The organism is Mycolicibacterium austroafricanum (genome assembly GCF_000612725.1).
Classification (GTDB): domain Bacteria; phylum Actinomycetota; class Actinomycetes; order Mycobacteriales; family Mycobacteriaceae; genus Mycobacterium; species Mycobacterium austroafricanum.
Genome location: NZ_HG964455.1, coordinates 388,002 through 412,726, shown reverse-complemented (window position 1 = coordinate 412,726; position 24,725 = coordinate 388,002). Strand labels below are relative to the sequence as shown.

Genomic DNA, 24,725 nt, shown 5'->3' with positions numbered 1-24,725 from the left:
GCCCCATGCCACGCTTCCTCATCGAGCGGGAGATCCCCGGCGCCTCGGAACTCACCGAGCAGCAGCTCGCCGAGATCGCCCAGAAGTCAAACGCCGCAATGGCGTCGCTCGGCGTTCCGTACCGATGGCTCACCAGCTACGTCGCCGGTGACAAGGTGTACTGCATCCACGAAGCCGATGACGAGGAGGCTGTCCGCGAGCATGCGCGCCGCGGCGGTTTCCCGGCCGACGTCGTCGTGCCGGTGGCCAACGAGTTCGGCCCGCAGACGGCGGGAAAGCCCATCTGAACCGGTTTGGTTCGAGCGTTCCGGTGGGATAATGCGGCAATGCCGCGTGCCGAACGCTCGCCAGGGTGATGGCTGCCGCCCCGACGTCGGCCGAGCGCCTGTGACGGGCGACGGCCGCGGTGAGAGTTTCTCGCCCGCAGGTATTTTCGCCGACGGCGGGGAGGTCGGCCGCGATCACGCCAGGGTCGACTGGGCGGCTACGCCGCTCGGACCGCCGAGCCGGTGGCCGCAGAGCCTGCTGACCGCGGCCAGCATCCTGCTGTCGTCCCGGTTCCCGATGTGGATGGCGTGGGGACCGGAGCTGACGTTCTTCTGCAACGACGCGTACCGACGCGACACCCTTGGACGTAAGTATCCGTGGGCGTTGGGCCGGCCGGCGAGTGAGGTGTGGGCCGAGATCTGGGACGACATCGGTCCGCGAATCGAACGGGTGCTGTCGACAGGTCAGGCGACGTGGGACACCGCGCTGCTGCTGTTCCTGGAACGTTCCGGCTATCCGGAGGAGACCTACCACACGTTCTCCTACAGTCCGCTACGCGACGACGACGGACGGGTCGTCGGCATGCTGTGTGTGGTCAGCGAGGACACGGAGCGGGTGATCGGCGAGCGCCGGATGGCGACATTGCGTGATCTCGGATCGGATCTCAGCCTGGTCCGATCCGAGGTCGACATCCTGAGGTTCGCCGACGAGCAGCTGGGCCAGAACCTGCGGGACCTGCCTTTCACCTTGACCTATCTGTTCGACGGTGACGGATCCGCGCGGCTGGCGGGGACGAGCGGCATCGCGCCGGAACACCCCGCGGTGCCCACGCGGCTGAGTGCGGACGGCGGCGGGATGTGGCCCGTCGCGGAGCCGGCGCGCAGCGAGTCCGTGCTGGTCGACCTCGACGGCGACTCGTATCCGTCGCTGCCGACGGGGGACTGGCGCGAACCACCCGCCCAGGCACTGGTCGTGCCGCTGTTGCACCAGGGCGGATCGCCGAGCGGATTCCTGGTCGTCGGGCTCAACCGCTACCGGCTGTTGGACGACGGGTATCGAGGCTTCCTCACCCTCGTCGCCGGGCACATCGCCGCGGGGATCGGGCTGGCCCGCAGCTACCGTGCCCAACAGCGGCGCGCCGAGGAGCTCGCCGAGCTCGATCGGGTCAAGACCACCTTCTTCTCCAACATCAGTCACGAGTTCCGTACCCCGTTGACGTTGATCCTGGACCCGGTGTCGGAGCTGCGCCGCGCCGAGAGCATCGACGAGCCGGTACGGCGGGAGTTGGATGTGGTGTGGCGCAACGGGTTGCGTCTGACCAAGTTGGTGAACACGCTGTTGGACTTCTCCAGGATCGAGGCCGGTCGCACGCAGGCCCGCTATCAACCCGTCGATCTCGGGGCCTTGACCGCCGAGCTCGCCAGCATGTTCCGATCTGCCGTCGAGCGCGCCGGGCTCACCTTCGACATCGACTGCGATCCGCTCGACGAGGTGGTCTATGTCGACCGGGACATGTGGGAGAAGGTCATCTTCAACCTGCTGTCGAATGCGCTGAAGTTCACCTTTGAGGGCGCCGTCTCGGTCCGGGTGCGCCGGGACGGGCACCAGGCCGTGGTCGTGGTGGCGGACACGGGAACCGGCGTACCTGCCGATGAAATGCCGCGCCTTTTCGAACGGTTCCACCGGATCGAGAACGCGAAGGCCCGCTCCAACGAGGGCAGCGGGATCGGACTGGCGTTGGTCAAGGAACTGATCGGTCTGCACGGCGGGACGATCGTCGCAGACAGTGCAGAAGGGCAGGGCACCGCGTTCACGATCCGGATGCCGTTCGGCGCCGCCCACCTGCCCGACGACGCGGTCGCTCCGGTGGGCGACGGTCGCGAAGCTGCCGGCGGGGCGGACGCGTACGTCGAGGAGGCGCTGCGGTGGATTCCCGCCGACACCGAGGCCGACGACGAATCAGCGCATGCCCCAACCGGATCCGTGACCTCCGCGTCGGCACGGGTGTTGGTCGCCGACGACAACGCCGACATGCGCGAGTATCTGACCCGGCTGCTGCGCTCCGACGGCTACCGGGTCGACGCGGTCGCCGACGGACTGGAGGCGCTTGAGGCGATCCGGGCCGGCGCGCCCGACATCGTGGTCAGCGATGTGATGATGCCGCGACTCGACGGACTGGGCCTGGTCGCGGAGTTGCGCGCCGACCGGCGCACCGCCGCCACCCCCGTGCTGCTGCTGTCCGCCCGCGCCGGGCAGCAGGAATCCATCAGCGGCCTGCGGGCAGGTGCCGACGACTACCTCGTGAAGCCCTTCGCCGCCGCCGAATTGCTCGCGCGGGTGCGAACCAATGTCGAGCTCGCGCGGTTGCGTCACCACCACGCGCAGTGGCGCACAGCGCTTGTCGACTCGCTGCAGGAGGCATTCTTCGTCTGCGACGCCGACGGCGCCGTCATCGAGATCAACCCGGCCTTCACCGAGATCCTGGGTTACGACCGCGCGGGGCTGCCGTACCGGCCCATGCACCCGTGGTGGCCGTCCGCCGACAACGATCCCGACGCCCACCGACAGGTGGCGGAGGCGTTCGACAGCCTGCTGGGGAACCGGCGCGGGACGATCACGGCGGTGCCCGTCACGCACCGCGACGGGCACCGGTTGTGGGTCACGGCCACCTTCGCGCACGCCGAGGATCCCGAGACCGGTGGTGACGTCGTCGTCGGCACGGTGCGCGACGTCAGCGCCGAGCACTTCGTGGTGCAGCGCGAGACCGCGTTGGCCTCGCTCAACGAGAGCCTCGCGCAGGCCGACACCCTCGGCGACGCGGTGCGGGCCGCAACCGCGGAGTTCGCCGCCGTGTGGCGGGCCCGCCGCGTTCTCGCCGTCACATGGCCCGACGGCTATCCCGTGGACACCGAGACGCCCGTCGATCCGCACCTGGTGTGTGCCGGCGAACCCGCACGGTGGAGCGACCTGCCCGCACACACCCGGGAGCGCATCACCGCGCTGCGCGACGACGATCTGCTGGACCCCGACACGTCCACCGCAGGAGCGGCCGGTGTCGCGCTCCAGCATCCACAGGGCGTACTGGTGATCTACGTCGAACTGTTCGAGCGGCGGCGGTTCACCGCCGAGGACCACACGTTGCTCACGGTGCTGGCCGGCAGGCTCGGCCAGGGACTGCAGCGTGTCCAGCAGATCGACCAGCAGCGTGAGACCGCGCTCGCGCTGCAGCACGCGATCCTCGGGCCGGCGCTGTCCGGCGGCTTCGCCGTCCGGTATCAGCCGGCCACCAGGCCGCTGCAGGTCGGCGGCGACTGGTACGACGTCGTCGACCTCGACGACGGCCGCATCGCGCTGATCGTCGGTGACTGTGTCGGACACGGCCTGGCCGCCGCTGCGATCATGGGTCAACTGCGCAGCGCATGCCGTGCCCTTCTGCTGGAACATCCCAGTCCGGCGGCGGCTCTGTCGGGGCTGGACCGGTTCGCCGCGCGATTGCCCGGAGCACGGTGCACCACGGCGTTCTGCGCCGTGCTCGACCCGGAAACCGGCGAGGTCGTGTACTCATGCGCGGGGCATCCACCACCGATCCTGATCGGCGCCGACCGTTCCACGCGCCTGCTGGAGGAGGCCCGCGCGACGCCGCTGGGGCTGAAGAATCCGCCGCACCGGACCGAGGCGCGGGAGACGATGGCGCCGCGCGCAACGCTGCTTCTCTACACCGACGGCCTGGTGGAACGCCGGCGGGAATCGATCGACGACGGCATCGCCCGGGCCGCCGGCGTCGTCGAGGACAACCGCGCCACCGCGCTCGACGAGCTGGCCAACGCCGTCATGGCGGGCCTCGCGCCGGCCGACGGATACCACGACGACGTCGCGCTGCTGCTCTATCGGCAACCGGCCCCGTTGGATCTGGAGTTCGCCGCCGACGTCGCAGAGCTGGCCGTCGGCCGCGAAGCGCTGCGCGGCTGGCTGGACCGGGCCGGTGTCGGCGCCGAACAATCCCTCGATGTGCTGATCGCGACCGGCGAGGCGCTGGCCAATGCGATCGAGCACGGCCACCGCGAGCAACCGCGCGGTCCGGTCCGGTTGCGTGCGATCGCGTTACCCGACCGCGTGCACGTGACCGTCGTCGACAGCGGGACGTGGAAGCCGCCTGCGACGGTTCCGGCGCTGCACCGCGGTCGGGGCATCGCACTGATGCGGGCGTTGATGCACGATGTCACCATCGATTCGCAAACCACCGGCACCACCGTGCACATGAACGCCAGGATCGTTTGATGGCAACACCGCTGCGTCTGCGCACCGACCGAAAGGATGACGGTTCGGTGGCGCTGATCGCCGTCGGCGAGCTGGACCTGAGCAATGTCGCGGACTTCTCGGAAGCCATCGACGCTGCGGTGACGGCGGGAACAGACGGAGCGCCCCTGCAGATCGACCTCAGCGCAGTGGACTATCTGGACAGCGGCGCCATCAACGTGCTGTTCGACCGCGCCGATTCCATCGAACTTGTGGTCAACCCGATCCTGCTGCCGGTGCTGACGGTCAGCGGCCTGACCAAGGTCACCACCGTGAAGCCGGCCGGCGGGTAGCGCTAGCCGCTCGCCCTGCGAGCGCGGGCCCGCCGTTTCCCTTCGTGCATCGCCGCCACCCGGGCCACCGGGATCGTCCGGCCGTGCTCGATCAGCGCGCCCGGCAGCCGCTGTGGAGCGGGCATCGCGTCCGCCCACGGGTCGCTGCCGGCAAGGGCGTCGACAGCGGTGTGCACGGTGAAATCCGCCGGCCGCACACGGTCGAGATCCGACCATGCCACCGGAAACGACACCGGGGTGCCGGGACGAAGCCGGGGGCTGTAGGCGGCGGCGACGGTCGCGCCGCCGGCGCGGGTGGCGTCGATGAACACCTTGCCTGCGCGGTCGGCGACGATGAACGCGGTCGTGGCGACGGCCGGATCGAGTGCCTCGGCGCGGGCGGCCAGCGCGCGGGTGGCGGCCGCGACGTCGTCGACGGGTGCGCTGTCGTCGATGGGCACGAAGATGTGGATGCCGCGCGATCCGCTGGTTTTCACCGCGCCCGTCAACCCGCTGTCGGTCAGCGCCTGCCGCACCAGGTGCGCGACCGCCACCACCGCAGCGAAGTCGGCGCCGCCCGGCGGGTCCAGGTCGAGGACCAGATGCGTCGGGCGGTAGATGTCATCGGCCGGTCCCAGTGCCGGGTGGTATTCGATGGCGCGCTGATTGGCCAGCCACAGCAGGGTGCGCCGGTCATCGCACACCGCGTAACGGATCTCCCGGTGCGACGCCTCCGCCCAGATCGCCACGGTGCGGACCCATTCGGGGGTGTACTTGGGGACGTTCTTCTGCATGAACGGCGCGCGGCCCCGCAGCGCCCGCAGTACGGTCAGCGGCCTGCCCGCCAGCACCGGCAGAATGCGGTCGGCGACGGCGTCCAGGTAGTCGACAAGGTCGCGCTTGGTCGCCCCGGCGTCGTCGGTCAACGGCTGGTCGAGGTTGGTCAGCTCGACGCCGTCACGCTTCTCGCTGGTCCCCATCGGATCAGCCTACGGGCCACGCATCTGCGGCACATGTTCTCTGCCAACGGAAGTCGAGATTCGGCCGCGCACCCCACGTTCGCGGCATAACGTGTGCACGGTTATGGACCGGAGCTCAGCCGAGGAGCCCGGCGGCCCGCCGACGGTGGTCGCCACCGCGGAACCGCCTGCGGTGCCGCAGGTCGACGATCAGGAGAAGCCGGCCCGCGAGCTGCGCGGGTGGACCCAGCGGTTCGTCGCCGGCGTCGCGTTCGGCGTCGCGATCCTGACGATCTGGCAGGTGTTTCGGCCGCTGTCGCAGGGCAGCCAGTACTACCTGATCGTGTTCCTGGCCGGCTCGCTGCCGCTGGTGTTCCTGGTCTACCGGTCCGGAATTCGGTCGTCCCGTTCTTCGCAGCAGGAACCGGGAGCGCTGGACTGGTCGCTGGCGCTGGTCACCCTGCTGGTCTGTCTGTACCCGATCCTGCCGGTGCGCATCGGCGCCGGCGGCGGTGGCTACAACGCGTTCCTGGACCGGCAGGGCATGCTCGAACCGATCGACGTCGCGATGGGTGCGCTGCTTCTCGTCCTCATCCTGGAGGCGTGCCGGCGAACCACCGGGTGGGCACTGCCGGTCGTGTGCGCGATGTTCCTGGCCTACGGCTACTACGGCGGCCTGATGCCGCAGGGTTGGGCGATCGCCCACGCCGGCCTGGACTTCGACCAGATCATCGACGCGCTGTACAACTCGGGCAGCGGGTTCTTCGGCACCCCGCTCGATGTCGCGGCGACCTACATCGTGCTGTTCACCATCTACGGTGCGGTACTCGAACTCTCGGGCGGAGCGCGCTTCTTCGTCGACCTGTCGGTGGCCGCGTTCCGGCGCTCGCGCAGCGCGGCGGGCCGCACCACCGTCGCGTCCGGTTTCCTGCTCGGCACCGTCTCCGGCTCGGGCACCGCGACGGCGGTCAGCGTGGGCGCGATCACCTGGCCGATCATGCGCCGGGCCGGGTACACGCCCGAACGTGCCGGCGGTGTGCTGGCCGCCGCGGGGGTCGGTGCGCTGCTGTCGCCGCCCACCCTGGGGGCGGCGGCCTTCATCGTCGCCGAGTACCTGGAGGTGTCCTACCTGACGGTGCTCGGCTGGGCGATGATCCCCACCGTGCTGTACTACCTCGGCATCCTGCTGGCCGTCGAGATCGACGCCAGGCGGTTCGGCATGAAGCCCGCCCATCAGCAGAGCGAATCGCCATGGAAGTTGTTGGCCCGCTTCGGTTATCACTTCTCGTCGTTGGTCGCGATCGTCGTGCTGCTGGCGGCCGGGATGTCGGCCACCCGGGCGGTCGTCTACGCGACGGCCCTGGCGTTCGTGCTGTCGTTCCTGGACCGGCGGGGCAGGCTGACCCCGCGCCGGCTCTTCGATGCCCTCAGCGTCGGCGTTCGCGGCGTACTTCCCGTCGTCGCGGTCTGTGCGGCTGCCGGTGTCATCACCGCGATGACCACGAAAACGGGTCTGGGAGCGCAGTTTTCGTCGGTCCTGGTGGGCGGGGTGGACGCGCTGACCGACAACCGCACCCTGATGCTCGCCCTGACAGCGGTCTTCGCCGCGGTGGCGCTGGCACTTCTCGGGCTCGCGATACCGGTGACCGCGTCGTTCGTGATCGGGTGGGTGATCATCGGACCGGCACTGCTCGCGCTGGATGTGCCCGCACCCGCGGCGGCCATGTTCGTCTTCTACTACTCGGTGCTTTCGGAGGTCACCCCGCCGACCGCGCTGGCGGCCGTTGGCGCCTCGGCGGTCACCGGCGGGCGGGCCATCCCGACGATGTGGCAGGCGCTGCGCTACGCCGCACCCGCCTTTCTGGTGCCCATCGCGTTCGTGTTGACGGCTCCGGGGGAGTACCTGCTGGGCCGCGGGCCGGTCCTCGGCGTGATCTGGGCGTCGGTCGCCGCATGCGCCGGCATCGTCGCGCTGTCGTTCGCCGCCGGTGGCTGGGTGCTCGGCGTCGGCGCGCTCGCCCCGGTCCCGCGGGCGTTCACCGCGATCGCAGCGCTGCTGCTGCTGTTCCTGCAGCCCGCCACCATCGCGGCGGGATCGGCGTGTCTGCTCGGTGCAGTCGCGTTCACCTTCATCACCGACAAGAGGAGACGGACATGAAACGTGCGACCCAGGCGTGGGCGGGGTTGGCGGCGCTGGTGCTCGTCGGAGCCGCCGCCACCGGCTGCGGCGGCCGGCAGGACGCCCCGACCGCGGACTCGGGCGGCGAGATCACCTGCGAGGTCGGCTCCGACACCCGGGTGAGCATCGCCACCGGCAACTCGACGGGTGTGTACTTCTCGCTCGGCAACGCCTACGCCGAGCAGATCTCGGCCGCCACCGACGGCAGGGTCAAGGCCACCGCCGCGGAGACCGGGGCGTCGGTGCAGAACATCCAGCAGCTTGTCGGCGGCAGCTACCAGGTGGCCTTCTCCCTCGCCGACACCGCAGCCGACGCCGTCGAGGGCAAGGGCAGCTTCGACGGGGAAAAGCAGCCCATCCAGGCGATCTCACGCATCTATCCGAACTACACGCAGGTGATCGCCAGAACGGACAGCGGTATCACGTCGATCGCGGACATGCGTGGCAAGCGGGTGTCCACCGGGTCGCCAGGGTCGGGCACCGAGGTCATCGCCAACCGGCTGCTGCAATCGGCCGGTCTGAATCCCGAATCCGACGTTGCCGCACAGCGACTCGACCTGGCGAAGACCGTCGACGGGGTGAAAGACGGCTCCATCGATGCGTTGTTCTGGTCCGGTGGTCTCCCGACTCCGGGTATCACCGACCTGCTCACGACGTCGCGCGACGACGTCGTCTTCATCGACATCACGCCACAGCTGCCCAAGATGTCGGAGATCAGCCCCGCCTACGAGGAAGGCGTGATCCCTGCCGCCACCTATCAGCTGCCCGCCGACGTCAAGACGATCGTCGTGCCGAACATGCTGTTGGTGCGCGAGGACCTCGACGCCAACCTGGCCTGCGTGCTGACCAAGACCCTGTTCGAGAAGAAACCCGAACTGGAGCAGGTGGTCGGCGCGGCCAAGGGCATCAACCTCGACAACGCCCGAGACACCGATCCTGTGCCGCTCAACCGCGGCGCGCAGCACGCCCTGGATCAACTCGGCGCGGCCGGCTGACCCCACCGCAGCCCGGGAAGGGTGAGGGGAACCCGCAGGTCGAGCTGTGAATCTCCTGTCAATCGTCCGTTGACAGGAGATGGTTTGACGGACTAGATGTATGACACGCGGCACGTAGACGTGTCACGGGAACGGCTTCTGGTGGGCCGATCTAGGGCCTGATCGGGGGCGGCGGAGTTGGCGGATGCGGGACGGTCCGGGATCGGCAGGATCATTCACCTGCTCGCGGTGCCCATCGTGCTCGGCTGGATTGCGCTCACCGTGCTCACCAACGTGGCGGTCCCTTCGCTGGAGAAGGTAGGCGAGGAACACACCGTCGGGATGAGCGCCAACGACGCGCCGTCGATGATGTCGATGGAGCGCGTCGGCGCGAATTTCGACGAGTTCGACTCCGACAGCAGCGCCATGGTCGTGCTCGAGGGCGAGCAGCCGCTCGGCGACGCGGCGCACCGTTACTACGACGAACTCATCGGCAAGCTGGAGGCCGACACCGCCAACGTGCAGCACGTCGCCGACTTCTGGGGCGATCCGCTGACCGCGTCGGGTGCGCAGAGCACCGACGGCAAGGCGGCGTACGTGCAGGTGTACCTGCAGGGCAATCAGGGGGAGCCGCGGGCCAACGAGGCGGTCGCCGCGGTCCGCGAGATCGTCGACCAGACCCCGGCACCACCCGGGCTCAGGGCGTATGTGACCGGTGGCGCACCGCTGGTGGCCGACCAGCACAACGCCGGAGACAAGAGCGTTTTCCGGGTCACGCTGATCACCATCGGTGTGATCGCGGTGATGCTGCTTCTCGTCTTCCGGTCGGTGGCCACCATGGTCCTGATCCTGTTCATGGTGTTCGCAGAACTCGGCGCGGCGCGGGGCATCGTCGCGTTTCTCGCCAATGCCGAGATCATCGGCCTGTCGACCTTCGCGACCAGCCTGCTGACGCTCATGGTGATCGCCGCGGGTACCGACTACGCCATTTTCGCGATCGGCCGATATCAGGAGGCCCGGGGAGCGGGTGAGGACCGGGAAACCGCGTACTACACCATGTTCCGAGGCACTGCGCATGTCGTGCTCGGCTCCGGACTCACCATCGCCGGGGCCATGCTGTGCCTGAGTTTCACGCGGCTGCCGTACTTCCAGACGATGGGTGTGCCGTGCGCGGTGGGCACGTTCGTCGCGGTCATGGCGGCGCTGACACTCGGGCCCGCGGTGGTGGCGATCGGTAGCCGGTTCGGGTTGTTCGACCCCAAGCGCGCCATCAGCTCCCGCGGCTGGCGGCGTATCGGGGTGTCGGTGGTGCGCTGGCCGGGTCCGGTGCTGGCCGCCACGCTGGCGCTGGCACTGGTCGGGCTCGTCGCGCTGCCGGGTTACAAGACCAACTACGACTCCCGCGACTACCTGCCCGAGGACGTCCCCGCCAACGTCGGCTACGCCGTCGCCGACCGGCACTTCGGCAGCGCCAGGATGAACCCCGAGCTGCTGATGGTCGAGAGCGACCACGACCTGCGCAACCCCGCGGACTTCCTCGTCATCGACAAGATCGCCAAGGCCATCTTCCGGGTGCCCGGGGTGGCGCGGGTGCAGACGATCACCCGCCCCGACGGCAAACCGATCAAGCACACGACGATCCCGTTCCAGATGAGCATGCGCAGCACCACGAGCAGGCTCAACGAGAAGTACATGCAGGACCGGATGGCCGACATGCTGGTGCAGGCCGATGCGATGCAGACCAACGTCGACACGATGACGAAGATGCAGAGCCTGATGACGCAGATGTCGGCCGCCACCCACGACATGGTGACCAAGACCAAGAAGACGGCTGTCGACATCGTCGAAGTGCGGGACTACCTGGCCAATCTGGACGACTTCGTCCGCCCGGTCCGCAATTACTTCTACTGGGAACCGCACTGCTACAACATCCCGGTCTGCGCGACGATGAGGTCGGTGTTCGACACCCTCGACGGCATCAACCCGCTGACCGACGACATCCAGGAACTGATACCGGACCTGGAACGCCTCGATGCGCTGATGCCGCAACTGATTGCCCTGTTGCCCAGTCAGATCGAGTCGATGCGAAACATGCAGTCGATGATGCTGACGATGTATCAGAGTCAAAAGGGCCTGCAGGACCAGATGGCGTCGCAGTCCGAGGACGCCGACGCGATGGGGGAAGCCTTCGACGACTCCATGAACGACGACTCGTTCTATCTGCCGCCGGAGGCGTTCGACAACGACGACTTCAAGCGGGGCATCGAGAACTTCATCTCCCCGGACGGCAAGTCGGTGCGCTTCATCATCGCCCACGAGGGCGATCCGGCAACGGTGGAAGGCATTTCACGCGTGCTGCCGATCAAGACGGCGGCCAAGGAGGCCATCAAGGGCACGCCGCTGGAGGGCTCCACCGTTTACCTCGCGGGCACCGCGGCCACCTACAAGGACATGCGCGACGGCGCGAACTACGACCTGCTGATCGCCGGAATCGCAGCTGTCACACTCATTTTCGTGATCATGCTGATCATCACCCGCAGTGTCGTGGCAGCCGCGGTCATCGTAGGCACCGTATTGCTGTCGCTCGGAGCGTCGTTCGGGCTCTCGGTGCTGCTGTGGCAGCACATCATCGGGTTGGCGTTGCACTGGATGGTGTTGCCGATGGCGGTCATCCTGCTGCTCGCGGTCGGCTCGGACTACAACCTGCTGCTGGTGTCGCGGTTCAAGGAGGAGCTCGCCGGTGGGCTGAAGACCGGGATCATCCGCTCGATGGCAGGCACCGGATCGGTGGTGACGTCGGCCGGTCTGGTGTTCGCGTTCACGATGGCCTCGTTCGCGTTCAGCGACCTGAAGGTGATGGCGCAGGTCGGCACCACGATCGCGCTCGGACTGCTGTTCGACACGCTGATCGTGCGGTCGTTCATGACGCCGGCGGTGGCTGCGCTGCTCGGGCGCTGGTTCTGGTGGCCGCAGAAGGTGCGCAGTCACGCCTCCCAACGCAGGCTGGCCGCGCTCAACCACTGACGCGGCCGGCCAACTCGCCGACCACGGTGGAATCGAGTTCGGTCAGCAGCTCGGCGGCGTCCTCGAAGACGTCCCTCGCGCCGGCCTCGCGCAGCTCGGCCCGGGACACGCCGCCGCTCAGCACACCTATCGACGGCACACCGGCACGTCTGGCGGCCTCGCAGTCCCACACCGCGTCACCGACGAACACCGCGTCGTCGGCGGTCACGCCGGCCCGGTCGAGCGCCACAGCCACGATGTCCGGCTGAGGTTTGGCGGTGTCGACGTCTTGGGATGACGTCACCGCCGCCACCGCATCGTCGCAGTCGAGAACCTCACGCAGCATTCGCAGTTCGTCTTCGGGCGCCGAGGTCGCCAACACGACCTGCAGGCCCAGTCCTGCGACCCGGCGGAGCAGGTCCCGCGCACCGGGGAGCGGGGCGAGCAGACTCGCGGTTTCCCGATAGAACTCGCTGTGGCGGTCCTTGAGTGTGTCGAGCACGCGCTCACTCGCATCCCCGGCGAGGGCGCGCACCAGCGTGGTGCCGTCCATGCCGATGCAGCGGTGGATGCGCCAGCTGTCCACCGGAACGCTTTCGGCATCAAAGGCGCGCAGCCACGCGTACACATGCAGATAGTTCGAATCCACCAGGGTCCCATCGACGTCAAAAAGGACTGCGGGGGACGGTTTTTCGTTACTAATGGGGCGAGGCATTACCCCGACCTGCCCGACTCAAACTCGGCGACGCGGCAGACCGCTACTGGCCGGGGTCGTCCGTCGCTCCGGAGTCCGGCGATCCGTCGTCCGCCGCGGCGTCCGGACCCGCGCCGCCCGCCGTCGCGTCTTCTGCGGTCGAGGTCGGCGAATCCTGGTCCTCTTCCTCGGGTGCGGGGCTCGGTGACGGATCCGCGTCGTCCTCGGCGCCGGGACCCTCAGGGGCCGAGGGCGATTCCGCTTCCGCATCGTCGGGTGTGGAACCCGGGTCGGGCGGAGTCCCGGGCGGGGCTGTCGGCGCCGGCTGCGCCGGACTCTTCCCGCCCGACGACGCGGGGTCCTGCGCCACAGACACGGCGGGCAGTGTCACCGTCGCAGCGCCTACGGCGGGCACCTCGGCCGCTCCGACGCCGGTCGGTGACGAGATGGTGTCGCCGATGTCCTGAAGCGAGTCGATGAGGAATTCCACCGGTCCGGTCAGTTGATCGACGACCGGCGCCTCGATCGCCGGGGTCAACAGGCCGTAGTAGGTGTCGTCGACCCCGTCGACGCGACCGTTGAGGAGACCGTCGACGATCCGCGCCGGGAGGTTGGTCACGGCGTTGAACGCGGCGACGAGATCCAGGTCGAGCAGTGCCTCGACGACGTCGGCGACACCGGCGCCCGCGGCGAGCGCGCCACTGACGACCGGCAGGGCCAACCGGGCGATGACGCCGGCCACGGTGCGGAACGGCTCACCGCTGCCGGCCACCTTCGCCAGATTGACCACGGGTGTGGCGATGGCCCGGACCACGGCCCGCAGGACCGCCGCGACGTCACCGGCGCCGACGGCGTTGACGAGCTCGGCGAACGCCTCGTACTGGTTGTCGGCGACCGCCCGGACGATCGGCAACGGCGCGGCCAGATACTCGCCGAGCCGATCGCCGGCGTTGGCGAGCGAGCGCGAGACGACCCGGGGGTAGTAGTCGAAGGGGGCCGCGGCGGCGAGTTCGAGCGCCGCGCTCGTGATCTGAATCCCGGTCCGGGGGGTGACCGGCTCGAGCGGGGCGACGGCGATGACGCCCACGCCGACAACGGCGACCCCCGCCGTGACCCATGGACGAATCGAATTCGGCATCACGCACCCCCAAGATCGATCCCAGGGGCACTGACGAGCGACGGCCGTTGGTGATCAGTCCCTAAAACTAGCGCACGTGCAGGTCAGCGCGAGGGCCTTTCTGCGTGTCGGCCGGTTTCGGGCCGGCGTGTCGGCGGCAGATCGGCCGCGGCGGGTCTTGCCCGGATCCGTTGGGTAACCTTCCGGCCATGACCGCCGACGCGCACACGGTGACCGGATGAGCGGGGGACTGTTCGCGCTCCTCGACGACGTCGCGATGCTCGCTCGACTCGCGGCCGCGTCCGTCGACGACATCGGCGCTGCGGCGGGTAAGGCGACGGCCAAGGCCGCCGGTGTGGTCATCGACGACACCGCGGTCACGCCGCAATACGTGCACGGCATCGCCGCAGAACGCGAACTGCCGATCATCAAGCGCATCGCGATCGGCTCGCTGCGCAACAAGATCGTCTTCATCCTTCCCGCCGCGCTGCTGCTCAGCCAGTTCGTGCCGTGGCTTCTGACCCCGATCCTGATGCTGGGCGCCACCTACCTCTGCTACGAAGGCTCCGAAAAAGTCTGGGGCATGATCCGCGGCCACGAGAAGCACGGCGCGCCCGCCGCGGCCTCCGGGGCCGACGCCGAGAAGTTCATGGTCACCGGCGCCATCCGCACCGACTTCATCCTGTCGGCCGAGATCATGGTGATCGCACTCAACGAAGTGGCCGACCAACCGTTCCTGCCCAGGCTGCTCATCCTGCTCGTCGTCGCCGTGGTGATCACCGCGGCGGTGTACGGCGTCGTCGCCGGCATCGTGAAGATGGATGACATCGGGTTGAGCATGACCCAGCGCTCCTCGCCGTTCGCCCACAAGATCGGTCACGGCCTGGTCGCCGGCATGCCGAAGCTGCTCTCGGCGCTGTCGGTCATCGGCACGGTGGCGATGCTGTGGGTGGGCGGGCACATCCTGCTCGTCGGCACCGACGCACTCGGCTGGCACCTGCCCTACGGCCTGGTCCACCACGCCGAGGAGTACGTCCACCACGTCGGCGGCGTCGGCGCCGTGCTGGCTTGGCTGGTCAACACCGCCGCCTCGGCGGTCGTCGGCCTCGTCGTGGGCTTGATCGTCGTCGCGGTCATGCACGTGCTGCCGATCGGACGCAAGGACAAGCACTGACTCTGTTCAGTCCGCGAAGCGACGGTCAAAGCCCGCCTTACGGACGCTGAGCTGGCTCTGGCGTTGGGCCGCGGTCACGTATGCCGTCGTCGGCGGAAGGACCGCCGCCAGGTCCGACACCGGCACCACCACCGAACTCACCGTCGGCGTCACCGACGACGCCAGGTCGAGGTCCTGGAAGCGGATCGACATCGTGCCCTTGTTCAATCCGCCGGTCGACACCCAGTTGTGGACACCGGTGTCGGTGGGTGAGATGACGAACGTGTAGCTGCCGTCCGGATTCGCGACGGCCTGCGCGTTGTTCAGGCTGGTCTGTTCGTCCCAGTAGTTCCCCGTGACGGTCCACAGGTTGGTGATCGGGACGACGAAGTAGCGCGCATTGCCCGGCACGATGGTGACGACCATGGCCTGATCGTCGCGCAGCTGGAAGTACCCGGCGCTCTGCAACTGAGTGGCCAGGAACTCGGCGTTGCGCGACGGGTTGGGCAGGTGGTTGGGACCGACGCGGTCACCGGTCGCCGGGTCGGTGGTGGCGACCTTGATGTACTTGGACTCCATCCCCAGGCCGAGCCCCATGATGACCGCCGCGAACACGCCCCGCAGAATCCGCGGCGGCTCCTTCATCGGCGGGATCAACGACACCAGCGTGGTCAGCAGCGGGCTCTTCGTCACCATCGGTCCGAGCCCGGGGATCGCGAAGCCGCCGAGCTGGCTGAACAGGCTGTTCCGCGGACCCGACAAACGTTCGATGGTCAGGCTCATCGGCGTCTGTGTGGTCCAGTCCGACAGGGTGTTGCGCACCGCGATCAGTGTGGTGTCCGCGGTCAGCTGCAGGTGGTTGGCCTGGCCCGGTGCGGCGGGTGCGCCGCTGACGGTGATCGTGAACGAGCCGTCCGGTGCGATGTCGATGTCGCGGCCGCTGAGGTAGTCCGCGGTGACGCCGGACAGTCCGGTGAGCACGCTGAAGCTGGTGTCCGCCGGGTGCACGCCGACGAACTGGCCCTTGATCACGTAGGTGGAGGTCATGTTCACGCCCATGAAGCGGTAGATCGTGTCGGGGTTGTCGTAGAGGATGCGGGAGCCCTCGACGTCCCGGCCGTACCAGCTGTGCGGCGGCGCGACCTGGGTGACCACGGTCGGCGTCATCGGGTTGAGCAGCTGCTGCTGGAAGGCGGTGCCCATCGCGTACTCGTCGACGGCCCGGTGCAGCTGCCAGAGGTTGTCCCAGTCCGGGCCGTTGATCTCGCTGTACTCGCGATGCGCTGTCGCCAGCCAGCCCACGCTCAACACGAACTTCATCAGCCGCACCGGCCAGGTCTTCACCGTTTCGGCGGCGATCTGCTCGGCCTCGAGTTGTTGTTCGGTGCCCAGCGGGCTGGCCGTGGCCGCCGCCTGGATGTCCTGCGTCATCGAAGGGGACTCGACAGCGGTCTCGCGGCGTGCGGATCCGGCAAGTGCCCAGACCGCCGCCGGCTCGGGGCTGACGGGGTCATCGGCGGAGTCGCCGCGATCGACGGATTCGGCCTCGGCCTCGGATTCGGGTTCGGACTCGGACTTGGAGTCGGCCTCGGACTCGGGGGAGGGGACGTCGACGGTGACCCGGGTCCGCCGCTCCTCGTCTTCGACGTCAGGTGCCGGGTCGTCCTCGTCGGTCTGGTCCGGCTCCTGGGCGTCGCCCGACTCTTCGCTGTCGCTGTCGCTGTCGGTGTCGGTCGGGGTGTTCGAGGTCGTGTCGCTGTCCGCGGTTGACGCGGACGACGACTCCGAGCTCGTGGTGTCGTCGTCGGCGGCCGCGACGGCGGGGCTGTTGGCGATCGCGATGCCGATCCCGAGCGCCACCGCGAGCCCTCCGACACGGCCGACGAACCGCCCGTGGCGGGACAACGGGCTGACCGGATGCTGCGGCGTCGTCGTCAAAGCGGCGTCCTTCCGTGCTGACCCCCGCCCGTACGGTAACGCCGCAACCGCCCTCTCCCCGCCGAAATCGCATTCCACGCGGTCTTTTTTCGGCTCAGACTCAATCGGTCGCTGCAACGCCTGATTTGTTTAGGAGTGTTGCTCGATGGGTTTTGGCGGTCATGGCAGCGGTGATGTTGCGGGGTGTGCGTCTGCGCGTGAGGTTTTCCTGGGTGCGTTGAGGTCGGGTTTGTCGCAGTCGGCGGCAGCGACGGTGGCCGGGGTGGCCCACCAGCAGGGGTCGAAGTGGGCTAAAGAGGCCGGTATCCCGGCGAATCTCAAACACCGAGGTACCCGGTACTCGGCGGCGGCTCGGGAGGCGTTCTGGTCGGCGATGAAAGCCGGAGCGTCGACCGCGCAGGCTGCAGTGATCGCCGGCGTGTCGGAGAACGCCGGCGCGATCTGGGTCAAACAGGCTGGTTATGTGCCCAGAACAGCTGTCCCTGTCGAGGAGTCAACCGCGCGAGCGCCTCGGCCGCGAGCGCCGTTGACGTTCACCGAGCGTTACCGTCTCGAAGAGCTGCTCGAGGCCGGGTGTGCCCCACCGCGGGCCGCCGAGGTGCTGGGTCGCCACCCCGACACCATCAGCCGTGAGATCGGCAAGGGAATGACCGAGTCGGGGTATCGAGCCCGCCTCGGCCAGGACGTGGCCGAGGCCAACCGTCAACGGCCCAAACCCCGAAAGCTCGAGGACAACCCGGCACTGTTGGCCGAGGTGGTGGCACGCTTGGAGAAGCGGCACAGTCCCGAGCAGATCGCGGGCCGGCTGCGGGAAGATTTTCCCGACGATTCGGAGATGTGGGTGTCACACGAGACGATCTACCAGGCCATCTACGTCCAGCCCCGCGGTGAGCTGGCGAAGTTGGTCAAGACCGCGCTGCGTAGCGGCCGGACCCAGCGGAAACCTCAGGGCCGCAACGAGACTGGACGAGGCAAGCTCAAAGACATGATCAACATCAGTGAGCGGCCCGCCGAAGCTGATGACCGCGCGATCCCCGGCCATTGGGAAGGAGATCTGATCCTGGGCAGCACTGCTTCGGCCTCGGCGATCGGCACCTTGGTCGAACGCACCACCGGTTTTGTGGTCCTGCTGCACCTGCCCGGCGACCACACCGCCGCCACCCTGGCCGAGGCGATCAGCGCCAAGATCCCCGAGATACCTGAGATCCTGCGCCGCTCCCTGACCTGGGACCAAGGCCGCGAAATGGCGCTGCACACCAAGATCACCGAGGCCACCGGGCTGCCGATCTACTTCTGCGATCCGCACAGCCCCTGGCAACGCGGCACCAACGAGAACACCAACGGCTTGCTCCGTCAGTACTTCCCCAAAGGCACCGACCTGTCGTTCTACGGTCCCGGTTGGCTCGACCAGGTCGCCGCCGAACTCAACGCCCGACCCCGCAAACGCCACAACTGGCGCACCCCCGCCGAAGAACTCGACCGACTACTCTCAGACCCGTCCACATTCGTTGCAGCCACCGCTTGAATCCAAGCGGGTTTTCCCGCGCTATTGGCAATCTCGGCGAGGCAAGAGGTTCAGTCCTCGCTGCTGAGCCGATCGCCGATGAAGGCCAGCAGGCGGGGGTCGGTGCTGGTGAACCGGCCGACCTCCTCGCCGCCGTCGCAGCGCAGCAGCGCCACCGTCACAGCGGAGGCGTTGCGGCCGATCACCCGCCACACCGCCCCGGCGTCTTCCCAGCGCTCAAGTTCGGCGACGCGATCACTGTCCATCGCTTCACGATGTCACCTAGGCTTCGCCCCGTGAATGGTGCTCTCGGTGTCGCCATCGCAGCGACGTTCGTCTGGCTCGGCATGGTGCTGGCCATCTCTTTCCTCGAGGCTCCGCTGAAGTTCGGCGCCCCGGGCGTCACACTGCAGATCGGGCTGGGCATCGGACGCCGGGTGTTCCGCGCGCTCAACGCCTGTGAAGGCGTTCTCGCGGCAGTGGCCCTGGCCGCCACGCTGATCCACGGCGACGCGACGGCGGCGCTGGTCGCACTGCTCGCCGCGACCGCGATGCTGGCCGCGCAGCTGCTGTTCGTGCGCCCGGCGTTGACCCGGCGCTCCGATGAGGTGCTGGCCGGTGCCGAGGGGCCCCGTTCGCGGGCGCACTACGTCTACGTCGCGCTCGAACTCGTCAAGGTGGTCGCATTGGTCACCGGAGGCGTCCTGCTGCTCACCTAGCCTCGGGTGCGCGCGAGATTGCACTGAGGGCCGTGGGCGCGCCGATCTCCACGACCCGCACCGCAATGTCGGCGGGGATAGCCCCGAATGTAGGCAAGCCTGGCCTCATCTGCTCGGGTAGGCTCTGCGGTCACGATGACTGACGTGCTGCCGATCCTGCCCAGGGAACTCACCGAGCTCACCGCCGAGGTGCGTGCCGTGCCGCCGCCGCCGATCCCACGACTCGCCGACCCGTATCAGATCCGGCTGGTCGATCCGGACTCCGATGCGTCGATGATCTCGGAGTGGATGAATCGCCCGCACCTGGCCGAAGCGTGGGAGTACGACCGGCCCGTCGAGTGGTGGCACGGCTATCTGCGCGCGCAGCTGGCGGGGACCTACTCGCGCCCGCTGATCGGCACGTTCAAGGGTGAGGCGCTCGGCTATGTCGAGGTGTACCGCGCCGCAAAGGATTCCATCGCGCCGCGCTACGACGCCGATCCGCACGATCTCGGGCTGCACGCCGCGATCGCCGACCTCGGCATTGTCAACCGTGGCTTCGGTCCCATCCTGTTGCCCCGGCTGGCCGCCAGCCTGTTCGAGATCGAACCGCGCTGCAGGCGAATCATGTTCGACCCGGACCACCGCAACGTGGGCGCGCGCCGGTTGTGTGAGTACGCCCGATGTGACTTCCTCGGTGAGCACCAGATGTCGAACCGGCGGATGGCGCTGTATGCGCTGAACCGGCCCGCCTAATCGGAAGCCGTCGTGCCGCCGATCATCTCGGCGTAGCTGTCGAAGTCCGGTTTCATCGCCGCGGCCACCAGCTCCCAGAGCACCTCGTCGGTGCCGCCGCCGACCCGCGCCAGCTTCATGTCACGCCACCACCGGCCCAGCGGTGTCTCGTCGACGAGATAGCCTGCGCCGCCGAAGATGTGCATGCATTCGGACAGAACTTCCTCGCCGAGCCGGGCCGCGGTGACCTTGACCCCGGCGGCCGCGCGCAGGTCCAGCCGGCCCTGCGCGGCGATGCCGGTGAGCGCGTGCCTGAGCAGATCCACCCGGGCCTGCAGGTCGGCCATCCGCATCCGCAGTGCCTGATGCTCGAAGAGGGTGGCGCCGAACTGGCGCCGCTGCACCATGCGGGCGTGCGTCACGCCGAGCACCCGCTGACACGACGAGGCGACCTGCCCGGCGATCGACATGCGTTCGTGCGCCAGCCCCCATGAGATCGCCGCCAGCCCCGTCCCGGCCCTGGCCACCAGATGGTCGGCGGGCACCCAGGTGTCGATGTGAACGGCCGCGGTGTCCAGCGGTCCGGCGCCGACCTTGCGGTACGGCGCCTGAATGTCGACCTGGCGGGTGGGCACCGCGACCACGAGGACGTTGCCGTGTCTGCTGGTGGGGTCGTGGTCCACACCGCGGGCGACGACGATGATGTGGTCGGCGACCGGGGACAGCGAGACGAACTTCTTGATGCCGCGAATCTCGAAACCGTCTCGCGCCGAACGGACTTCGGTTTCGACGATCTGCAGGTCGGATCCACCGGACTCCTCGGAGGCGCCGATGCACAACACGGCCTCGCCGTCGATGGCCTGCTCGCAGACCGCCCTGAGATGATCCGACCTGCCGAAGCGCCGCAACACCGCGATCGCCGAATCGTGCAGGCTGACACCGACGCCGATGCCTGCCGACCCCAGGTGTCCGAGCCGGAACGCCAACTCGTTGAGCTTCGCGACGTCGGGATGCTGACCGCCGGCCGGGCCCCACTTGCTCCGGAACACACCCGCGGCGCCGAGGTGTTCGATCAGCTTGCGCGGAAACTGTTCGGACGCCTCGGCTTCGGCGGTCCAGGCGGAGACCTGTTCGTCGAAGACCTCCGCGAGAAGCTCTCGGTAGCCGTCGATGTCGACATCCATGGACGCAGTCATACCCGTGCAGCCTCCAGATTCTGTTTGACTTCCAGGCGCCGCAGCTTGCCTGACGAGGTGCGCGGCAGCGAGCCGGGCGCCAGGAACACGACATCGGCGGGCACCACCCCGCACTGCGAGGCAACCCGTTGCACCACTTCGCTTCTCGCGCCGGCTTCGTCAGGACCCCGGAATTCGGCGGCGACGATCAGGCCCTGTCTGGCCGAGTCGCGGTCGGTGCCGACCGCGACGACGGCGCCCTCACGCACCCCGCGGACCTGCGCGGCGACCCGCTCGACCTCGCTGGGGAAGATGTTGCGCCCGGCGACGGTGATGAGTTCCTTGACGCGGCCGCACACCACAAGTCCGTCGTCGGTGAGGTATCCGAGATCACCGGTGCGGAACCACTCGTTGGGCTCCAGGGAATCCTGGCCCAGATAGCCCGACATCATCGACGTGCCACGGATCTCCAGCTCGCCGATGGTGTGGTCTCCCACCTTCCTGGAGTGCTCGGATTCCGAGATCCGCACGTCCATACCGGGAATCGGCCTGCCGAGAACGGCGTGCCGCTGGACGGCGTCGGTGGCCGGGTCGGTGATCTCCTCGACCACAAGTCCGGTTCCGGGCGCGGGGGTGGTGACGGCGCACGTCGACTCGGCCAGTCCGTAGGACGGGGCGGCCGCCCGCGGGTCGAGCCCGAAGCGGGCCAGTTCGTCCAGGAACAGCTGGAAGCCTTCGCAGTCGACCGGCTCGCCGCCGTTGATGGCGAGGCGCAGCCGCCCCAGGTCGACGTCGGGCACCCGGCGCGCGTACCTGCCGATCACCGAGTACGCGAAATTCGGTGCGGCAGTGAGGCTGGCGCGGCTGTCCGACATCCAGGTCAGCCACCGGAACGGGGAGGCGGCGAACGCCGCCGTCGGCGCCACCCACATCTCGGCGCCGGTGAGGAAGCCGGTGAGAAGAAAGGTCAGGCCCATGTCGTGGTAGAGCGGGAGCCACGTCATGCCGACGTCGTGATTCGGGTCGGTGGCGGTGTGCTGCCACAGCGCCGAGACGTTGTTCAGCACCGCCTCGGGTGACAGCAGCGCGGTGCGGGGTGTGCCGGTGGAACCCGCGGTGCCCTGCAGCACTGCCGGCGCACCGGCGGGGGCGGCCTGCGGCGACAACGTGGTGGACCGTCGGGAATGCCCGACCACGGTGACGTCGTGTATGTCCAGTCGGGAACCGTTGGTGCGCAACAGTTCCAGGTGGGCACCGTGGGAGAGAGCCTGGGAGACCCCGATCCCGGCGAAGCGTTCGACGGTGGACCGGGCCCACTGTCGATCGTCGGCGCCCCGAATGGGGCCGGGCAGAATCGACACGGCGCGACCGGCGAGCCATGCGCCCTGGATCGCCGCGACGAACTCCACGGTCGGTTCGCCGACGAGGCCCACCGCCCCGTCGGGCCCGTCGAGGACGCGCTCGGCGATGTTCTCCGCCCGCGCGTGCACCTCCTGCCACGGGTGGCGGCTCCACTGTCCGCTGGCGCGGTCGAGCAACACGAGCTCGCGGGGGGACGCCGTCATCGCCTGCGATACGGCGGTCGCGAGAACGCTCACCGGGCGGCGGGCGTCTTCGCCAGGATGGCCTGCTCGAGGTCGCCGACGGTGTCGCAGGTGAGCAGATCCTCTTCCGAGAGCGCGACCCCGAGTTTGTCCTCGATCGCCACCATGCCGACGGCGAAGGCCACCGAATCCAGGCCGACATCGTCGATGAGGCGCGAATCCCGGCTCACGCGGGTGATGTCGATGTTGAGGTCGTCACGCAGGATCTCCTCAAGGGCGGCGCTGATGCCGTGCGGTGAGGACGCGGGAGATGACGCTGGAGATGACGGGGTCATGGCGGCAGAGGTTACCGCGTCAGCTAAAGATAGGCTACCCTCACAAATGTTGGCCGGGTCACGGATGGAGGCTGCCGAACCTCTGGTCGCCGTTCACCTCGAGCAGCCCCGGAATCGCTTCCACGGTGACCAGTCCCTCATGCTCGGTGAGCTCGTCGACGATCGGATAGCTCGCGGCGATGTTGGTCGCGGTGTCGATGAGGACCGTCGTCACAGGAACCTGGCGGCTCACTTGGAGTAGCCGGTCGCCGTGGGGTCGCTCGGCACCGCGGAAGCCCCAGATGGCGCGCAGGACGGTGGCGCCGCCGGCGTGGTCGGAGTTCTTGAGGCGGTGCACAAGGGCGCGGTGAATCGGCTGACCCCGGTGTCGGGAGGCCTCGGCGGTGTGCACCGTCAGCCGCTGGTACGGACCGTCCGACGGCATGGGGCGGGACACGTGTCGGCCGTCGTTCTTGCACACCCGGGTCGGGGAGATGCCGAACAGTGCATCGGGTAGTGCGGTGCGCAGTTCGGCGGCCGCCGTGACAGCCTGGGCTGTCGTGCCCACGCCGACGACCGACAGTGGCACCTCGGAGTTACGGCTGAAGAAATGCGCCCGGCGGCGGGCGCCGTCGACCGTGCCGTCCACCCCGAGATACACGTCGGCCCCGACGAACCCGTGGGCGTGCAGGACGTCGCACACCGCGAGGTAGCCGGGTGCACCCGAAAGGCGTTGCCGCCGGCCCAGGTGCAGCGCCAGGCGCACCGTGTCCCCGTTGACGGGTTCATCGGCCCGCAGGGAGCGCCCGTTTTCGACGGTGAGCACACCGCGCCCGATGAGCGCGGCGGCGTCGTCGGCGACGGCCGAGATCCGGTCCGGGGCGTCGATGGCCCAGACGCTCACCGGAGGATCTTCGGACAGGCTCAGGGACCGGTCGCTGCGGGTGACATTGGCCGGTCCGAAGCTGGCGATGCCGCGCACCATCACGCTGGTGGCGATGCGCCGGCGCTCGAACAGATCCAGCAGCGCGTCGGCCGAGAACCGGTGGCCGCTGCGTTGCCGTTCGGCGAAGTATGCCGTCAGCGTCAGGGTTTCGTCGTTCACAGCAGCGCCCCCAGTGACTGGCCCAGCAGCGCGGCCGCCAGGCCGAGCACGACGCTGATCACGATATTGCCCAGCGCGGGCCAGATCTGGCGCTCCTCGGCGAGGCGGTGGGTCTCCAGCATCCAGGTGGAGAACGTGGTGTAGGAGCCGACGAACGCCGTGCCGGCCAACAGCGCGAGGTGGGGCGGAAGGGCCAGGCCGGCCAGAAAACCCAGCAGCAACGCTCCGCTGACGTTGACGGCGAGAGTGCCGAGCGGAAACGACCAACCCGCCCGTTGGGACACCGCCTTGTCGACCGTCAGCCGGGCGACGGCACCCAGGCCGCCGACGACGAAGACGCCCACCCAGACCAGTGCCGCCGTCATCGACGCACCCTCACCCGCCGGACCAGGACGGTCCCGATGTACACCGCGACCAGACCGGCGCCGATGCTGCCCGCCGTGTAACCGGCGGCCAGGCCGTAGTGGCCGTGCTCGACCATTTTCAACGTCTCAACCTGCATGGTGGAAAACGTCGTCAGACCGCCGCACAGGCCGGTGCCCAGAAACGGGCGTCGGTAGCTCGACACCGGCAGCCGTTCCAGCAGACGGGTGACGAAGACGCCGAGCAGTAGGGCGCCGACGATGTTGACGGTGAACGTCGGCCACGGCCACCGGCCGGGATCGGGGGCGGCCAGCGCCTCGAAGCCTGCCCGCGCCAGAGTGCCCAGTGCGCCACCGGCGAATACCGCGGCCAGTTCCCGCCGGTCGTAGGGCATGGGCGAAAGTATGCCGCCCCGGAGGCGGCTTGTGGCGTCAC

General features: G+C 68.6%; 21 protein-coding genes. 10 read left to right on the top strand and 11 right to left on the bottom strand.

Annotated features, from left to right (window positions below; genetic code table 11):
- The first annotated feature begins 5 nt into the window (after nt 1-5).
- From BN976_RS22080 to BN976_RS22070, 3 genes are all read left to right on the top strand, one after another.
- Nucleotides 6-287 (top strand): DUF4242 domain-containing protein, encoded by a 282-nt coding sequence (locus BN976_RS22080; protein WP_011779168.1) that lies wholly within the window; start codon nt 6-8, stop codon nt 285-287.
- A 100-nt stretch (nt 288-387) separates the two neighbouring features.
- Nucleotides 388-4,545 (top strand): SpoIIE family protein phosphatase, encoded by a 4,158-nt coding sequence (locus BN976_RS22075; protein WP_036373918.1) that lies wholly within the window; start codon nt 388-390, stop codon nt 4,543-4,545.
- Nucleotides 4,545-4,856 carry an STAS domain-containing protein gene (locus BN976_RS22070; RefSeq protein WP_036373916.1) on the top strand — a complete coding sequence of 104 codons (312 nt, stop codon included), beginning with the start codon at nt 4,545-4,547 and terminating at the stop codon, nt 4,854-4,856. Before BN976_RS22075 ends, BN976_RS22070 begins: the two co-directional genes overlap by 1 nt.
- A gap of 2 nt (nt 4,857-4,858) precedes the next feature.
- On the opposite strand, the gene BN976_RS22065 is transcribed toward BN976_RS22070, so the two are convergent.
- Nucleotides 4,859-5,815 carry a DNA polymerase domain-containing protein gene (locus tag BN976_RS22065; protein WP_036373914.1) on the bottom strand — a complete coding sequence of 319 codons (957 nt, stop codon included), beginning with the start codon at nt 5,813-5,815 and terminating at the stop codon, nt 4,859-4,861.
- A 103-nt stretch (nt 5,816-5,918) separates the two neighbouring features.
- Between BN976_RS22065 and BN976_RS22060 the strand changes: the two genes are divergently transcribed.
- The 3 genes from BN976_RS22060 (at nt 5,919) to BN976_RS22050 (ending at nt 11,971) form a co-directional block, all read left to right on the top strand.
- Nucleotides 5,919-7,952, top strand: a complete 2,034-nt coding sequence (locus tag BN976_RS22060) for a TRAP transporter permease (RefSeq protein WP_036373912.1) — start codon at nt 5,919-5,921, stop codon at nt 7,950-7,952.
- Entirely contained in the window at nt 7,949-8,968 is a 1,020-nt protein-coding gene (locus BN976_RS22055; RefSeq protein ID WP_011779173.1) for a TAXI family TRAP transporter solute-binding subunit, read from the top strand. The genes BN976_RS22060 and BN976_RS22055 overlap by 4 nt, the downstream gene beginning before the upstream one ends.
- 177 nt (nt 8,969-9,145) lie before the next feature.
- Complete coding sequence (locus BN976_RS22050) at nt 9,146-11,971, top strand: MMPL/RND family transporter (RefSeq protein WP_036373910.1); 2,826 nt, start codon at nt 9,146-9,148, stop codon at nt 11,969-11,971.
- Here the strand turns inward: BN976_RS22050 and BN976_RS22045 are convergent.
- Both BN976_RS22045 and BN976_RS22040 read right to left on the bottom strand, forming a co-directional pair.
- Complete coding sequence (locus BN976_RS22045) at nt 11,961-12,665, bottom strand: HAD family hydrolase (protein WP_199558991.1); 705 nt, start codon at nt 12,663-12,665, stop codon at nt 11,961-11,963. The genes BN976_RS22050 and BN976_RS22045 overlap by 11 nt on opposite strands.
- Before the next feature lie 43 nt (nt 12,666-12,708).
- Complete coding sequence (locus tag BN976_RS22040; protein ID WP_011779176.1) at nt 12,709-13,782, bottom strand: hypothetical protein; 1,074 nt, start codon at nt 13,780-13,782, stop codon at nt 12,709-12,711.
- A 217-nt stretch (nt 13,783-13,999) separates the two neighbouring features.
- On the opposite strand from BN976_RS22040, the gene BN976_RS22035 reads away from it, so the two are divergent.
- Nucleotides 14,000-14,935, top strand: coding sequence for a DUF808 domain-containing protein (locus tag BN976_RS22035; protein WP_036373908.1), 936 nt, complete (start codon nt 14,000-14,002; stop codon nt 14,933-14,935).
- A gap of 6 nt (nt 14,936-14,941) precedes the next feature.
- Here BN976_RS22035 and BN976_RS22030 read toward each other — a convergent pair whose 3' ends face one another.
- Nucleotides 14,942-16,852: a DUF1214 domain-containing protein gene (locus BN976_RS22030; protein ID WP_109489639.1), complete on the bottom strand. Its 1,911-nt coding sequence runs from the start codon at nt 16,850-16,852 to the stop codon at nt 14,942-14,944.
- A 373-nt stretch (nt 16,853-17,225) separates the two neighbouring features.
- On the opposite strand from BN976_RS22030, the gene BN976_RS22025 reads away from it, so the two are divergent.
- Complete coding sequence (locus BN976_RS22025) at nt 17,226-18,377, top strand: IS30 family transposase (protein WP_109489638.1); 1,152 nt, start codon at nt 17,226-17,228, stop codon at nt 18,375-18,377.
- Nucleotides 18,378-18,427: 50 nt separating this feature from the next.
- Here the strand turns inward: BN976_RS22025 and BN976_RS22020 are convergent, their stop codons facing one another.
- Nucleotides 18,428-18,622, bottom strand: a complete 195-nt coding sequence (locus tag BN976_RS22020; protein WP_036373906.1) for a hypothetical protein — start codon at nt 18,620-18,622, stop codon at nt 18,428-18,430.
- Nucleotides 18,623-18,652: 30 nt separating this feature from the next.
- Here BN976_RS22020 and BN976_RS22015 point away from each other — a divergent pair, with 30 nt between their 5' ends.
- Both BN976_RS22015 and BN976_RS22010 read left to right on the top strand, forming a co-directional pair.
- Entirely contained in the window at nt 18,653-19,075 is a 423-nt protein-coding gene (locus BN976_RS22015; RefSeq protein ID WP_036373904.1) for a hypothetical protein, read from the top strand.
- A 135-nt stretch (nt 19,076-19,210) separates the two neighbouring features.
- A complete protein-coding gene (locus tag BN976_RS22010; RefSeq protein WP_036373901.1) occupies nt 19,211-19,810 on the top strand; it encodes a GNAT family N-acetyltransferase in 600 nt (199 codons plus the stop codon).
- Here the strand turns inward: BN976_RS22010 and mbtN are convergent.
- The 6 genes from mbtN to crcB (BN976_RS21980) are packed head-to-tail and all read right to left on the bottom strand — an operon-like array spanning nt 19,807 to nt 24,684.
- A complete protein-coding gene (mbtN, locus tag BN976_RS22005) occupies nt 19,807-20,985 on the bottom strand; it encodes a mycobactin biosynthesis acyl-ACP dehydrogenase MbtN (RefSeq protein ID WP_036373899.1) in 1,179 nt (392 codons plus the stop codon). The two genes, BN976_RS22010 and mbtN, sit on opposite strands and share 4 nt — an antisense overlap.
- Entirely contained in the window at nt 20,982-22,562 is a 1,581-nt protein-coding gene (mbtM, locus tag BN976_RS22000; RefSeq protein WP_036373896.1) for a long-chain-fatty acid--ACP ligase MbtM, read from the bottom strand. Before mbtM ends, mbtN begins: the two co-directional genes overlap by 4 nt.
- Nucleotides 22,559-22,843, bottom strand: coding sequence for a mycobactin biosynthesis acyl carrier protein MbtL (locus tag BN976_RS21995; RefSeq protein WP_036373893.1), 285 nt, complete (start codon nt 22,841-22,843; stop codon nt 22,559-22,561). The genes mbtM and BN976_RS21995 overlap by 4 nt, the downstream gene beginning before the upstream one ends.
- A 58-nt stretch (nt 22,844-22,901) precedes the next feature.
- Nucleotides 22,902-23,927, bottom strand: a complete 1,026-nt coding sequence (locus tag BN976_RS21990) for a putative PII-like signaling protein (protein ID WP_036373890.1) — start codon at nt 23,925-23,927, stop codon at nt 22,902-22,904.
- Entirely contained in the window at nt 23,924-24,292 is a 369-nt protein-coding gene (crcB, locus tag BN976_RS21985; RefSeq protein ID WP_036373886.1) for a fluoride efflux transporter CrcB, read from the bottom strand. Before crcB (BN976_RS21985) ends, BN976_RS21990 begins: the two co-directional genes overlap by 4 nt.
- A complete protein-coding gene (gene crcB, locus BN976_RS21980; RefSeq protein ID WP_036373883.1) occupies nt 24,289-24,684 on the bottom strand; it encodes a fluoride efflux transporter CrcB in 396 nt (131 codons plus the stop codon). Before crcB (BN976_RS21980) ends, crcB (BN976_RS21985) begins: the two co-directional genes overlap by 4 nt.
- Between the last annotated feature and the right edge of the window lie 41 nt (nt 24,685-24,725).

Bases quoted from the DNA above. Each gene is read 5' to 3' on its own strand.
- BN976_RS22040 (WP_011779176.1), bottom strand. From the start codon at position 13,782: ATGCCGAATTCGATTCGTCCATGGGTCACGGCGGGGGTCGCCGTTGTC.
- BN976_RS21995 (WP_036373893.1), bottom strand. From the start codon at position 22,843: ATGACCCCGTCATCTCCAGCGTCATCTCCCGCGTCCTCACCGCACGGC.
- BN976_RS22025 (WP_109489638.1), top strand. From the start codon at position 17,226: ATGAAAGCCGGAGCGTCGACCGCGCAGGCTGCAGTGATCGCCGGCGTG.
- BN976_RS22055 (WP_011779173.1), top strand. From the start codon at position 7,949: ATGAAACGTGCGACCCAGGCGTGGGCGGGGTTGGCGGCGCTGGTGCTC.
- mbtN (WP_036373899.1), bottom strand. From the start codon at position 20,985: ATGACTGCGTCCATGGATGTCGACATCGACGGCTACCGAGAGCTTCTC.
- BN976_RS22070 (WP_036373916.1), top strand. From the start codon at position 4,545: ATGGCAACACCGCTGCGTCTGCGCACCGACCGAAAGGATGACGGTTCG.
- BN976_RS22080 (WP_011779168.1), top strand. From the start codon at position 6: ATGCCACGCTTCCTCATCGAGCGGGAGATCCCCGGCGCCTCGGAACTC.
- BN976_RS22045 (WP_199558991.1), bottom strand. From the start codon at position 12,665: ATGCCTCGCCCCATTAGTAACGAAAAACCGTCCCCCGCAGTCCTTTTT.
- crcB (WP_036373886.1), bottom strand. From the start codon at position 24,292: ATGACGGCGGCACTGGTCTGGGTGGGCGTCTTCGTCGTCGGCGGCCTG.
- BN976_RS22035 (WP_036373908.1), top strand. From the start codon at position 14,000: ATGAGCGGGGGACTGTTCGCGCTCCTCGACGACGTCGCGATGCTCGCT.
- BN976_RS22060 (WP_036373912.1), top strand. From the start codon at position 5,919: ATGGACCGGAGCTCAGCCGAGGAGCCCGGCGGCCCGCCGACGGTGGTC.
- BN976_RS22020 (WP_036373906.1), bottom strand. From the start codon at position 18,622: ATGGACAGTGATCGCGTCGCCGAACTTGAGCGCTGGGAAGACGCCGGG.
- crcB (WP_036373883.1), bottom strand. From the start codon at position 24,684: ATGCCCTACGACCGGCGGGAACTGGCCGCGGTATTCGCCGGTGGCGCA.
- BN976_RS22065 (WP_036373914.1), bottom strand. From the start codon at position 5,815: ATGGGGACCAGCGAGAAGCGTGACGGCGTCGAGCTGACCAACCTCGAC.
- BN976_RS22010 (WP_036373901.1), top strand. From the start codon at position 19,211: ATGACTGACGTGCTGCCGATCCTGCCCAGGGAACTCACCGAGCTCACC.